Source organism: Pseudomonas sp. JZ114, assembly GCF_051027705.1.
GTDB lineage: Bacteria > Pseudomonadota > Gammaproteobacteria > Pseudomonadales > Pseudomonadaceae > Chryseomonas > Chryseomonas luteola.
The window spans coordinates 2190609-2204588 of sequence record NZ_CP069256.1 but is presented as its reverse complement, the minus strand read 5'-3'; the positions used below and the strand labels follow the sequence as shown (position 1 = coordinate 2204588).

Below are 13980 nucleotides of genomic sequence, written 5' to 3'. Positions count from 1 at the left end.
CCATTCATTTGAGTCTTAACTGATTAATTAAAATCCGCCGTGTGTGGATTGGCATTTAGTTGGCAGCAATTAGGCTCGGAAGTTAACCAGCCGTCTAGATCGCGTGGTTCAAACTCAATGCAACTAGGCATTTTGGCAGGATTGTCACTTACGATCGGGTCAGGTTGAGGAACTTCAGGACGGTGTGCCATGGCATCAATTCTCATAGGATTAAAATTACACCCGAACACCTTGAATCGAGTGCTGGAATTGATACGCAGAGGTAAGGCTAGTTCCAGCCTTTTATCGGCTGTTGATAGTATCCGGATAAAAGGTATATGGCCTTTTGATATATAAGCAGAGCCACATATCAAAGAGAAAAAGTGTTTACCCCTTCTGCTAGTAGCAGAAGGGGCAGAGACATTAAGGCAGGACTTACTCTTTAGGTACGGTCTTGGCACGCGGAGCACGGGGCTTCTTGGGCGCTGCAGCGGCAGCTGTGGTTTTTTCGACCGGAGGCTTTTCAGTCTTGGGCTTAACGGCTTCCTTGACCTTTTCGACCGCTTTTTCGGCCAGCGAGGCAGCCTTGGGCTTGGTTGCACGAGGCTTCTTGGGCTTGGCTACAGGCGCTGCTGCAGCTTCAGGCGCTACACCTTGCTGCTGCTCGGCTTCATAGAGCTTGGTAGCCATTTCCCAATGGCGATGCTCTTGATGAGCAGGACGACCTTCGGACTCCCAAATCTGGTAGGCGAGCTGCTGAATGCGTTCGGTGCGTTGACTCATTATAATGTCTCTCCTTGTGACAGGTCTTGTGTAATCAATAAACCAAGAGGAAAGCTCGCAAGAAGCTCGCTTAATGAAAGTTCACTCTGTTTCACATGGACAGATGAATGGCTGAAAGTTTCCGTAAAAATTTGATCGACGAACTGTTTTGGCACTTTTACAGAAGTGTCCTGCCATGCTGATGCCTCAAAAGAGGGACTGGGATTCTCCCCAATGAAGCGCCAAACGCGCAGCGGTACAATAACGATAGCGGCCTTGCCCTGATACTCACGGGCGAATGCCAGTACGTGGCTCGCCTGTGCTCCCGAGACTTCCAGCGGTATGTACTGGCCCTTGAGAAACACATCCGCATGAGAGGTACGGGCCGCCAGGGTTCTTGCAATCACACTCTGCTTGACGCGGCCATCCTTCCAGCTAGAAAGCAGCTCTGCCGGGGCCTTGGCCTCTTTCAGCGCAGCGATGCGAGGCGGATAGTCCACCGGACGGCGGTTGTCAGGCTCGACCAGACTCAGATCCCAGAAGTCACATCCCTGATAGAGGTCCGGTACACCGGGTGCGGTCATTCTAAGCACCGCCTGGGTCATGCCGTTCAGCGCACCTGCAGGAGCGATACGGGCTACCATCTCGACAATTTCCTTACGAAGTGCCCCGCCTTTTTCACCGGTGATCAATTGTTCCAGGAAATTACGGCACGCTGCTTCGTATTCGGTATTAGGCGTCCACCAGTCTGACTCAAGCTTCTCTTCACGTAAGGCTTTTTCCTGCCAGGGCAGGAGACGATCCAGATACGCCTGAAGCCCCTGCTTGTCATCGGCTGCCAGATCAAGCGGCCAGCTGGCCAGCAGGGTTTGGTAGAGCATCAGCTCATCACCCGGGGTAGGGGCAGGCTTGTCAGCAAAGGTTCCCCGCAGCGGTGAACCCATCTCCAACCAGCGGGTTGCAGCCTGGGTATAGAGATCAGCCATTTCGGAGATGACCGCGAGGCGTGCGCGTGTGTCTTCGCCGCGTTTGTGGTCATGGGTCGCGGTAGTCAGCATGTTGCGTGGGAACTGCTCGGACCGCAGTTTGCTGCTTGCATGGAACTCTTCTGTGCTCTGGCTGAAGTTCTGTGGGTCGAATCCCACATCGTTGCGCGAGAGCAGGGCGCCTGAGCGGTAACAGGAGGTGTCTTCCACGGCCTTGGCTGCAACGGGTGAGGTCAGCTGCTGGAACTTGGTAATAGCGCGACGCTGCTCGCGACGTGCCACGCTACCCACCGGCTGACGGCAGGGAGCCTTGCCACCCAACCATTCATGCAGCAGCTCCAGTACTGGTAGCTCGGCTTCCGAAAGATTGGGGCGCGCACCGTCTACGGCTTTCTGGAAGAACTTTTCATCCTCACCAGTAAAGCCGGCTGCGCTGGCGTAAGTGCGGTAAACCGGGAAGTAGGTAATCAGCTCAAGCAAGACGCGCCTAATGGAACCCAGGCTGATGTCACGGGTACGCCAGTCCTGCTGAGCCACAACATGCAAGGTATGCGCAGTGGATTCGAATTCACTGGCCAGTGCAGTAGTCACCACGAGGCGGCGCGCCTCACGAACTTCTTCCATGAAGTCGGCTGGGCGTCCGGTCTTTTCAGCCCAGAATTCGTTCAGAGGTTTTTCGCCGGCCGGATCATGCATAACCCCCGACACTTCGTTCATGAACTCATAGCCGGTGGTGCCGTCAATGCCCCAGTCGCCACGCAGGTGCTCGCCCTCGGCAAGGATCTTCTCCACATAAATGGGGAAGCCGCCTTCAGGCGTGCCGTTGGAACGGCTCTGGCAGATCGTATCGATCTGTCTACGCAGCTTGCGGCAATAGCCACGGGGATTGGCCAGACCGTCGATATGGTCCAGGCGCAGACCGTCGATCAAGCCTTCGCCGATCAGTCGGAAAATCATGGCATGCAGCGCGTCGAAGACCTCGGGGCGCTCCATGCGCAGGCCACCCAATTCGGTGATATCGAAGAAGCGGCGCCAGTTGATATCGTCGGAAGCGGTACGCCAGCTTGCCAGACGGTAATGTTGACGCTCCAGCAGCGCATGCAGACGCTCGTGATTGGCCGCGTCGCTTGCATCGAAAGCTGCCAGGCATTGGTCCAGCGCTGCCTTGACTGCAGGGTTTTGACGAGCACTTTCTGCCAACTGGGTAACGGCCTCGTTGGCGCCTTCACGGTCACCCTCGCGGGCCTCGAACGCATCGGCAAACAGGCGCAACTCGGAGGCATCGCTTGCGCGTAGGATATCGGCGTAGGTAGGCGGTGAAATAGGGAAATGGTGCGCGTAGTACTCGACCCGGAAACCGTCTTTCTCATCAAATACCAGCTTCAACTCACCGGCCTGCAGAATGTCACCATAAGCGCCACCCAAGAAAGGCAGCAGTAGCTGACCATGCAATTCAGGGTCGGGGCTGTACCAATTGATGTCGTAGAATTTGGCGTATGGGCTATGGCGTCCCCATTTGAGCACATCCAGCCACCACGCATTCTCCGATCCGCCCACGCTCATGTGGTTGGGTACAAAGTCGACGATCAGTCCCATGCCACGCTCGCGCAGACGGGCAACCAAACGGCGCAAGGCCTCTTCACCGCCCAATTCAGGATTGACGCGGGTAGGGTCCACAACGTCATAGCCGTGAACCGAGCCGGCTCTGGCCGTGGTGATGGGGGAGGCATAGATATGACTGATGCCCAGGTCGGCAAAATAATCGACCAGGGGAATGGCATCGTCCAAGGTAAAGTCCTTGTGAAACTGCAGGCGAACAGTCGCGCGCACTGGGCTCATGATGAGTGGCTCTCCGCTTCTTGACGGGCTGCCGCCAGTAACTGCAGGCGACGCTTGGGGGTTTCGTTATTGAGTAGGGTGCTGGCCTGATCCGGCCAGCGACGGCGCCAATTGGGGTGGCTATCGATAGTGCCGGGCAGGTTGGCTTGTTCTTCCAGGCCCAAGGCATCTTCAACCGGCAGGATAACCAGCGGTGCCGGTGTTTTACCGATATGGCTTATGCAGGCATCCACAGCCGCTTTGGCGCTATCAGGGCTGGTGTCTTTCAGGCCCAATGTCTTGGCCAGGCGCTGGCGATCCTCTGCACGATTCTGCTTTTCTTTTTCTTCGGTGGTGTCTTCCGCCAACTGTTCCAGCCGGGCCTGCCATTCGACATCACGCGCAATCCACCAGCCAGTCATGGTAGGAAGATCGTGCGTCGTGGTCATGGCGATGGAGGTATTGTTCCAATCTTCGATCTCTTTGAAGTTCTGGTCCTCGTCGCGCTCAAACATCAGCACTTGCATGCCCATGATGGACTTTTCCATCAGACGCTCACGAAACCCTTCCGGTACGGTGCCCAAGTCTTCACCCATGACAATACATTCGTTACGCCAGGACTCGATCGCCACCAGACGAAGCATGTCTTGAATGGGATAAGACAGATAGGCGCCATCGGCCGGTGAGGCGCCCTCGGGCACCAGCCACAGTCGTTGCAGACCCATCACATGGTCGATACGTACACCGCCTGCATGGGCAAAATTTGCCTTGAGCATTTCAAGGAACGCCCGAAAGCCGTGGCGCTGCAAACCAGACGGCGAGAATGCAGAAATGCCCCAGCCCTGGCCGCGCTGGTTGAGCAGGTCGGGTGGTGCTCCAACGTTGACAGACGACAGCAGCTCTTCCTGCCGGCTCCAGGCCTGACTGCCGCCGCCATCGGCGCCTACGGCAATATCAGCAACAAGGCCGATTTTCATACTTGACGCTTGAGCAGCCTTTTGTGCGCTTTCCAGGCCGCGGGCGGCCAGCCACTGCGTGAACGCATAGAACTCCACGTCTTGTGCATGAGTTTCAGCAAACGTGGCGACAGCAGGATTTTGAGGGTCCTGATATTCCTTTGGCCAGTGCTGCCAGCTGGGCGCCGCGGTACCATGGGCAAAGGATGCATGTAGCGCTTCGAACCGGCAGTGGTTTTCCAGCGCTTCGCCACCCTGTTGGCGGAAGGCCTTGAAATCGTCCTGCAACTCACCGCTTTTCACACGGAAGTCCATGAATAGCGCTCTAAGTACACGAAGGCGAGTCTTGGCCACGGCAGGCCAGTCGACCATCTCCAGTCCCTCCAGGCGGGACCACTCCTGCGCTAGGCCGGTCTTATCCAAGGCGTGTTTGAGCGCTTCCTCACCCAGAATCGCGGCAGGAGAAGCATTCAGGATATTGAGAAACATCCGGCTGGAGGGCGAATAGGGGCTGTAACGATTGCCGTCAGCACTGAACATGGCATGCAGCGGGCTGATAGCAACCGCATCGGCGCCCAGCTCTGCCGCCGAGCGGACAAACTCTTCGAGCGCTTTCAGATCACCCAGGCCACCATCCCCCGGACGACGCAGGCTATACACCTGCACGGCCAAGCCCCAAGTTCGCGGTTCGGGTTTACCCAGGGCATCGGCAATGCTGTAACAGCGCTCGGGTGCAATCGCCAGGGTGACCTGCTGTTCGCCTATTTTCAGGGTGTGATAGCCCATGGTGTCGATGGGCGTGAGTTGGCCGTTCCCGTCCACCTTGCCGGTCACGCTGCTACCCGATTCAAGGGTAATCGCATAGGTCTGTCCAGCCTTGAACTGACCTGTCCGGCCGACAGGCTTGTTGCAGTCTCCGGTAATGAGGGGAGGAAGGTTTTCGCTGTCTTCCAGCTCATCCAGTTTGGCCAGGCTGGCCTTGATGTCCGCCTCCGAATCTGCGGGCAAGCCAAGTGCGGCGAGCAGACTACACAAGGCCTCATCCGATACCTGTTGAGGCGTGCCGTCATAGGCATCCCAGTGAATGGAGATGCCAGCTTTTTCTGCCAGTGCGTGCAGTTGGTCAGAATCGTTCATTGAGCATCCTCCAGCCAGGCGAGGGCGGTATGCCCAGCCAGTTGGCCTTGTTCGCGCGTGGAGAGACCGCTATCCGTGCTGGCGAAGAGCAGTCGACCCGGTTGTTTGGTATCGACAGAAACGGCTTGCTCGCTCAGGTTGACTTCCAACGTGAGGCGGGCACCATCACCCAGCGTCCAGCAGGCGGTGACCGCCTTTTCGCCTAACGCTTTAGCCTCTGCTGGACGAGCACCAGGCAGACGCGGAATGATCTCCTGATGGCGAATCTCGAGAAGCTTTTTGTAGAGTCCGACCCACAAGGCATGATCTGGCTGGTCCGCTTCTCCAAAATTGGGCTTCGAATCTTCAAAGGTGGTAACCGCATTAGGGTCCGGGATCTTTTCTCGGTTTTCCTCATGGGTGAAGAATTCGAAATCCTTGAACTCGTTGCGACGACCATCTCTTACCAGCTTGGCTAACTCTTCGTTATGACTGGTAAAGAATAGGAAGGGCTGCCGGCTACCCCATTCCTCACCAATGAAGAGCAGTGGAATCATGGGGCTGAGCAGCAAGAGAGTCGTAGCGGCTTTTAGAGCATTCTCTGGGGCGAGAAGTGTCAGGCGCTCACCAAGGGCACGGTTGCCAATCTGGTCGTGGTTCTGCAGGAAGATGACAAAGGCCGTTGGTTGCAGATGGCTGCTCGGCTCCCCGCGCCCCTTGCCGTGGCGAGTGTCTTCGCCCTGGTAGATAAAGCCCTCGCTCAGGCAACGAACCAGCTTAGCAGTGGCGTCTTGGGTAAAGTCCTGGTAGTACCCTTCGTTCTCACCGGTAATCATGGGATGAATCACATTGTGCCAGTCATCCGCCCACTGCCCATCGTAATGTACGCCGCCCAAGAGGGAGGCGGTGTTGTCCTCGTTTTCCAGAACGAGATGCACATGGCGACCCGGCTCGACCGTTGAGCGAATCTCGTCTGCCATTTCCATGAGGAAACCCTTGTCACCAATGGCATGGACCGCATCGAAGCGCAGGCCGTCGAAGCGGTATTCCATCAGCCACATCAGGGCATTGTCCTTGAAATAGCTGCGTACGGCCTGTTGACGGAAGTCGATGGCTGCACCCCAGGGCGTGTGGATGTCTTCACGGAAGAATTTTTCGGCATAGGCGTGCAGGTAGTTGCCGTCCGGGCCGAAGTGGTTGTAGACCACATCAAGGAACACCATAAGACCATGCTCATGGGCCGTATCGATCATGGCCTTGAGATCTTCAGGCGTGCCGTAGGAGGATTCCACGGCGTAGGGCAGCACACCGTCATAACCCCAGTTGCGACCGCCAGGGAATTCGCTCAGCGGCATCAGCTCGATGGCCGTGACTCCGAGTGCAGCCAGCTTGGGCAGAATATCTGCAACGCCTTTGAATCCACCCAGCGTACCGACGTGGACCTCGTAGATAACACTCTCGTGCCAGGGGCGGCCGCTCCATTGGGTATGACGCCATTCATAGGTATGCGGATCAATGACAATGCTGGCTTCATGTACGTCACCCGCCTGGGCCCGGGACGCAGGATCGGGAACCAGAAGGTCACCGATACGATAGCGGTAGCGTGTGCCGACACCACAGGCGGCTTCAGCGCTGAACCAACCCCCATCGAGGGCTTGCATGGGAACAATCATGCCGCCATCGAGAACTACGTCGACAGCCGTGGCGCTGGGGGCCCAGAAACAGAATTGGGTACGATTGTCGGAGAGAAGAGTGGCGCCAGCCGTGCATTGCCAGGCGTAGCGGTTATTTTTGGACGGGCGTGACAAGTCCTTCATGCGTTCTGTCTCCCAGTGGAGGGCAGGGTAAGGCACGTGGGTGCAGGTTCGGTTTGTGGTGCGCGCTCCCGCCATGAAGGCGGGAGTGTTCTTTCTATGACCAGAAAGATGGCGCTAAAGTTGAATCAGATCGCAGCTTGTTCCTGACGAACTTTAGAAAGCAGCGATTGATAGAGCTCATCGTACGGTTGAGCGCTCTGAGACCAGTAGAACGGGCCGCTCATGGCGCGTCGACGCATGGCTTGAAGCAGATCCTTACGCTCGAACACTTCGAACGCACGATCAATGGACTTCGTGTAGCTTTCCAGAGTGTGCTTGTCGAACAGGAAACCGGTAACACCATCTTCAATACTGTCCGCCAAGCCACCTGTGCGGCGAGCAATTGGTAGAGAGGCAAAGCGCTGCGCATACATCTGGCTCAAGCCACAAGGCTCGAAGCGAGAGGGCATCAGCAGGAAGTCGCTGCCTGCAAACATGCGGCGAGCTTCGGTCTCGCAGAAACCTACGTGTACGCCAACACGACCCTTGTAGCGCTTGGACAGCTCATTCACTGCGCGCTCGACCGCAGGCTCTCCGCAACCAATGATCACCAATTGGCCACCGCGAGAGACGATATGGTCAACTGCTTCAATGGTCAGATCGATACCTTTTTGGTGCACCAGACGGGAAACGACCGCGAACAGGGGACCTTCAGAAACTTCAAGACCGAAATCCTCACGGATACGGTCTGCATTGGCCCGCTTGCCTGCCCAGTCATAGGGAGAAAAGCTTTGGCACAGGTGCGGGTCATTGCAAGGATCCCAGCCCTCGTCGATTCCGTTGAGGATTCCGGACAGCTTGCCCTGCTTGGCCTTGACCTGAAGCAGACCTTCCAGCCCACAACCAAACTCGGGTGTGGTGATTTCCTTGGCATAAGTCTGGCTTACCGTCGTAATGTGACTGGCGTAGCTCAAGCCTGCCTTGAGAAAGGAGATCTTGCCGTAATACTCAAGACCGTCAATGGAAAATGCTTCGGCCGGGATACCGAGGTCTGCCATGCAGTAACGGGGGAATACGCCTTGATAGGCCAGGTTGTGAATGGTCATCACTGATGGTGTTTTCAGTCCGCGCCATTGCACATAACCTGCGGCCAGGCCTGTCTGCCAGTCATTCAAGTGCAGGAGATCAGGGCACCAGCGAATGGACGCCGTGCCTGCTGCCAGATCCGCTGCCGCCGAAGCCAGGCGACCAAAGCGGATATGGTTGTCGACCCAGTCGGCACCATGGGTATCGGCATAAGGTGTGCCCGGACGCTCATAGAGTTCGGGGCAGACCAACACATAAATCACGAGACCGTCTTCCTGATCGACACGGGCGATGTCGCAGGCAGGCATGGCAGCCAGTGCCGGAATACGTCCGACAATCTGCATTTCGTCGCGGATGGCATCCATGACAGGACGATAGCCGGGAATAAGAACCCGGACGTCATGCTTGGAAGACAACGCGCGTGGCAGGGCAGCGGAGACTTCTCCCAGGCCACCAGCTTTTACGAAATCGGTAATCTCGGGTGTTACGAACAAAATACGCTTACGTGTTTCAACGACTGAGCTCAGCTTGAGCTGGCGCTCGTCGGTTTGAGTAGGGAAGCGATTGGCATTGCGCACTTCTGCTGAGTTCGCAGCTACAAGCGTTTCAAATTTCCCCACAACGGCATTTGCCATATTGCGCTCCCAAAAAGCAGTAATGACTGAGGTTTGCCCAATGAACGCTTCTCGTCGAAGCCGACATACCGATCAAAAACGTCCACAGCCATGCTGCTTACAGCCCCCTGGCGACGTCCCCCTGTAAGGGACTGGACAAAGGGGCGTTGCAAGGTTGCGCCCGATAGTCCAGTCTGCATAAAAGATGACCTGCGCCAGCTCGCCTAAGTTTCCTGGTTGGGTATGCACATTTGACGAACGTGCTAGAACCGTGCCGCTTCTGGTGGGCTGGAAATAAAGCACGCCCCTGTAGCTTTAGCGAAGATCGTTACAATTACGCGACAGTACTCTGCGTAATCGCCTTAAATTCAGATTTCAGGCTGTCTAGCTGGCGTGTTGTGCATTTCGTCGGATCCTGAGTGGGGCCGTTTGATTTGTGTGCCCACTTCCGCCCGCAGCTGAGGCAAACACTCTGGAAATTCCCGATTTACGAAGGCAATCAGACGCTCACGTACATGGCAGCGTAGATCCCAGTTCTTAGATGAGTCTGGAGAGGTAACGAGGACGCGTAGCTGTATAGCTCTGTCCGAAGCATCCGTAACTTGCAAGACGCACACACGGCCATCCCACAAATGGGGCACTTCATTGCACACGCGCTCCAATTCAGCGCGTATCGGCTCCATCGGGAGAGAATAGTCCACCCACATGAAGACTGATCCCATGAGGCTGGAATTGGTGCGGGTCCAGTTCTGAAAAGGCTTCTCGATAAAGTACTGCAGGGGTACTACCAAGCGACGATCATCCCAGATCCGTACCACGACATAGGTTCCGGTAATCTCTTCAACCCGGCCCCATTCCCCCTCGACAATCACGACATCATCAATTCGAATGGGTTGGGTCACGGCAATCTGCAGACCGGCAATGAGATTGCCTAGTACAGGGCGTGCGGCGATACCCGCCACGATACCGGCCACACCAGCGGAAGCGAGCAGACTGGCACCGATTTGCCTGACCTCGGGAAACGTCATCAGCATGGACGACAGGCCTACCAGAAAGACGACAAAACCTAGGCTGCGCACCATGACGCGCGTCTGGGTCTGGATACGTCTGGCACGAAGGTTATCTTCAATATTGACCGGGTGACGGATGGAAATGGTCGCGCCAATGGCTTTTACGCACCGTAAACCCAGCCAAGTAAAGGCAGCGATTGTGATCAGGGCCGTCAGGTGCCTTAAGCCACCGATCAGGGGCAGGGTGTCAGGCGCTGAGCCCAATACGCCTTGCAAGGCTATCAGCGGGATCAGAAACCGGGCAGGGCGCTCGGAGTAGCGGATCAGTGTCTGGGCCAGCAAAAAAGGCCGCGCGATTCGTTTAAGTACAGTAGAAATAACCAGTACGGCAATACTGGCGATCGCCATCGAAACACATGCCGCTACCAGAGTAGCCAGCCACGGAGAGGAGAGAAATGTCGACCAGTCGATGGACATCATCCAGAGTCCTTAGGAATCAAAAAGCCGCGAAGCGCGGCTTTATCGGCTGATTCAGTCGGTGGGTTTAAAGCGAAGTAGGGCTTTCAGGCGGAGGGGGGGTGTTATCAACACTACCGGCATCAGCGTCGTTAGCGGCTTGAATAGTTTGAATACGTGCCACAGCAGACACATTGCGCGCATAGCTGCGGGTGATATCGATGATCATCATGGCATCTCACCTCAATGCTGCAAGGAACTTGGACCTGGTCGCGCTGATGATTCAGCGCTTGTCAATTCCGACTGGGCTTCTCGGGCTCTGGTTCCCCAGCCTCCCAGCTAGAGCGGCTTTAGCAGCTGAACGGTCATCAGGCGAGTAGTAATACCAGCCTATTTGAGGAGTAGATGCCAACAATCCCAGCTCGTTTGAACACGTCATACGTAATTATTGAGAAGAACGTAATGAATCGTTTCAGCTATAAACGTAAAGCTTATCAAGGAAAGGCCGACATCCTTATGGAAAGGCTGGGCTGATGACAGTTTCAAGGGATATGCAGCGTCGATTTACTTAGCCAAACGGCCATTCAGTGCTACTAGTTAGATAAGCACCTCGTGTTGAGGCGAGTCACTTGAATAGGTAATCCGTCCTTTGATGTTTATGCGTTCATCCGATATTGACACCCACGTGTCGTCCTCTCGAAATGTCCTGCTGGCAGCCCCGTGGCGACTGGTTCTGGTATATACCGTAGTGGGTGTCCTTTGGGTCGTAGGTACGTCCTTTGTCATTGAGACATTAAAGCTTCCTGAATGGAGCTATACACTTCGCGGGCTGCTATTTACCTTGTTCACGGCCATCACGGGATGGTGGTTTATCAAGCGGCTGACTCAAATTGCGATTCAGACCCAGCGACTGATCAGCCAATCGGAAGGCGATTACCGAGCGTTATTCGAAATTCATCCAGCACCCATGTGGCTCTATGACAAGCACAGTCTCGTTATCATTAAGGCAAACGAGGCGGCTCACAGGACTTATGGTTACACCAGTGCTCAATTTGCCCAGCTGAAGATCACTGACTTGTACGCATCCAGTGATAGGGATGAATTTAAAAATCGCACCCATAAAAACGGTATTAACAGTCAGCATCTTTCTGGTATTCGCAAGCATGTCAATCAATCCGGCAATTCCATGGATGTAGATGTGCTTTGCCATGAGCATATTTTCAAACATGAGCCTTACGGGCTTCTGATGGCACAAAACGTTAGCGCCCATTTCGAGCTTGAGAAAAAGCTGGCCAATAGCTTGAGGCAGCTTGAGCTGGCCCAGCATATTGGCATGATGGGTTATTGGGAGCGGGATCTAAAAGACCAGTCGATTCGCTGGTCGCCTGAGATTTATTCAATCCTCAACCTGGACCCCAGACAGGAAGAACTTACCTTCGAGCGCTTTCTTTCTCTTATTCACCGGGATGATCGAGCGCGCATGGCCAAGATATATCATGAGGCGGCTTCGGTGGGGCAGACCACTCATGAGTATCGGGTTACTCCAAATAATGGAGAGCTTCGCTACGTGTTTGAGCGTACTCAGCTAATAGGAGATGAACAGGGAGTCGCCCGAACGCTGTTCGGGACGTTTATCGACGTATCCGAGATCAAGGTGGCCGAGCAGGCGTTGGCGAGGCAGCAAAAGCGTTATGAACATATGGTTGACACCCTTCCTGAAGGTGTACTGATCATCCATCAGGGGCGTGTTACATACGCTAATAACGCCGCCTGCCATATGTTCGCCGAACATTCAGGTGCACGGTTACGGGCGCTGGATATCGGGCTGTGTTTCCATCCGGATCATCGGGAGCGCGAGATGGACCGCCTTGATGCCTTGCATAAAGGTCTGACGCAAGAGCAGACATTCAGGCATATCACATTATTACGGCTGGACGGCTCAGAATTCGAGGCTGAATTGGCTGAAATCATTCTTGAAGAGCATGGACACCGTGACGTGCAGTTGCTTGTTCGGGATATCAGTCAAGCCTCTCAGATGCGCCGGGACCTGGAGGTAGCCAACAAGAGCTTGCAACGTCTGTCCCAGCGGCTGATCGAGGTGCAGGAGTTTGAGCGCCGACAGCTGGCCCGTGATCTGCATGATGATATTGGGCAGCAGCTCACAGGCATCAAGCTGCACCTGCAACGACTTGTTCGCAAACTCGACCATGAATCTGAAGTCAAAACATTAGCTACCGACCTTGGCCAAAGCGTAAATGATGCCTTGGCCAAGGTGAAAAGCCTCTCGTTGTCCCTTCATCCGCTACAACTTGAAACATTAGGACTTGAAGCTGCCGTGCGGTGGCATCTGTCCCAATTTCTAGGAGCTACGTCTACTCAATGGGAGCTGAATGTTGAAGGGACGTTGGATAACCTGTCAGCCGACATGGCGGTTGTTGCGTTCAGAATCATTCAAGAGGCCGTGAACAATGTAGCCAAGCATGCGCAGGCGGCTTCTGTAAGGATCACCTTAAGTTATGACGTCGAGGGGCTAAGGTTAGAGATATTGGATGATGGTTGCGGATTTGATGTCAGCAATGCGTCTCAGGGAGCCAGAAGTCTGGGGCTTACCAGCATGCATGAGCGGGTGGCTTCTTTAAACGGGAAGGTCAGGATCTCAAGCATATCGGGCGTAGGCACACGTATCACAGCGGTTCTGCCTGTTGCGACTAATTGATGAAAGGAGAATGAGCTTGGTAACCCGTGTAGCGCTCGTTGATGATCATGCCTTGATCAGGGCTGGGCTGCGGTCTTTGGTCGAAGACCAGCCTGGCTATGAGGTTGTGGCGGAAGGAGGGGATGGCTCCGATGTAGAAAGTATTCTGCGGGAGCATAAACCGGACATCTTATTATTGGATATCAGCATGAAGCACCTTAGTGGTCTCGATGCGCTACGCCAATGGCGTGAACAGTATCCAGATGTTCAGATTCTTATGCTTTCCATGCATGCTACACCTGACTATGTTCTGGCTGCATTACGCCTAGGTGCGCGGGGCTATCTGCTCAAGGATGCGGCTGCACAGGAGCTAGACATTGCTTTGCAAGCCCTGGCACGCAACGAGTCGTATTTAAGTCCCGGTATTGCCCAGACCGTTATTCAGTCCGCTATCGTTGAAGGCCGGCCACGCGAGAGTAGTAGCGGCGGTTCGGTATTGACGCCCAGGCAAACAGAAATCTTGCGTTTGATTGCACGTGGTTGCTCGACACGTGATATCGCTCAGGGCCTTGGACTCAGTGTAAAAACCGTAGATACCCATCGCTCGCAAATCATGGATCGCCTTAATCTGCATGATGTGCCCTCGCTGGTTTTATACGCTGTACGTAAAGGCTTGATAAGCCCTGAGGATTAACAGCTTATTGGC

At 55.1% G+C, this 13980-nt stretch carries 9 protein-coding genes; 2 read left to right on the top strand and 7 right to left on the bottom strand.

The window, feature by feature from the left end; genetic code table 11:
- Positions 1 to 414 precede the first annotated feature (414 nt).
- The 7 genes from JQR90_RS10230 to JQR90_RS10200 form a co-directional block, all read right to left on the bottom strand.
- Entirely contained in the window at positions 415 to 762 is a 348-nt protein-coding gene (locus tag JQR90_RS10230) for a DUF2934 domain-containing protein (RefSeq protein WP_010798367.1), read from the bottom strand.
- Positions 762 to 3566, bottom strand: coding sequence for a malto-oligosyltrehalose synthase (treY, locus tag JQR90_RS10225; RefSeq protein ID WP_010798366.1), 2805 nt, complete (start codon positions 3564 to 3566; stop codon positions 762 to 764). Before treY ends, JQR90_RS10230 begins: the two co-directional genes overlap by 1 nt.
- Positions 3563 to 5638, bottom strand: a complete 2076-nt coding sequence (gene malQ, locus JQR90_RS10220) for a 4-alpha-glucanotransferase (RefSeq protein WP_434139996.1) — start codon at positions 5636 to 5638, stop codon at positions 3563 to 3565. The genes treY and malQ overlap by 4 nt, the downstream gene beginning before the upstream one ends.
- Positions 5635 to 7434, bottom strand: coding sequence for a malto-oligosyltrehalose trehalohydrolase (treZ, locus tag JQR90_RS10215; RefSeq protein ID WP_010798364.1), 1800 nt, complete (start codon positions 7432 to 7434; stop codon positions 5635 to 5637). The genes malQ and treZ overlap by 4 nt, the downstream gene beginning before the upstream one ends.
- A 125-nt stretch (positions 7435 to 7559) precedes the next feature.
- Positions 7560 to 9134 carry a glycogen synthase GlgA gene (gene glgA, locus JQR90_RS10210; RefSeq protein WP_083397923.1) on the bottom strand — a complete coding sequence of 525 codons (1575 nt, stop codon included), beginning with the start codon at positions 9132 to 9134 and terminating at the stop codon, positions 7560 to 7562.
- Between the two features lie 347 nt (positions 9135 to 9481).
- Positions 9482 to 10603: a mechanosensitive ion channel family protein gene (locus JQR90_RS10205; protein ID WP_037030259.1), complete on the bottom strand. Its 1122-nt coding sequence runs from the start codon at positions 10601 to 10603 to the stop codon at positions 9482 to 9484.
- A 64-nt stretch (positions 10604 to 10667) separates the two neighbouring features.
- Complete coding sequence (locus tag JQR90_RS10200) at positions 10668 to 10811, bottom strand: hypothetical protein (protein WP_434139995.1); 144 nt, start codon at positions 10809 to 10811, stop codon at positions 10668 to 10670.
- 453 nt (positions 10812 to 11264) lie between these two features.
- Here JQR90_RS10200 and JQR90_RS10195 point away from each other — a divergent pair, with 453 nt between their 5' ends.
- Together JQR90_RS10195 and JQR90_RS10190 are read left to right on the top strand one after the other, a co-directional pair.
- A complete protein-coding gene (locus JQR90_RS10195) occupies positions 11265 to 13295 on the top strand; it encodes a PAS domain S-box protein (RefSeq protein WP_434139994.1) in 2031 nt (676 codons plus the stop codon).
- 16 nt (positions 13296 to 13311) lie between these two features.
- Positions 13312 to 13968 carry a response regulator gene (locus JQR90_RS10190; RefSeq protein ID WP_434140783.1) on the top strand — a complete coding sequence of 219 codons (657 nt, stop codon included), beginning with the start codon at positions 13312 to 13314 and terminating at the stop codon, positions 13966 to 13968.
- Positions 13969 to 13980 lie beyond the last annotated feature (12 nt).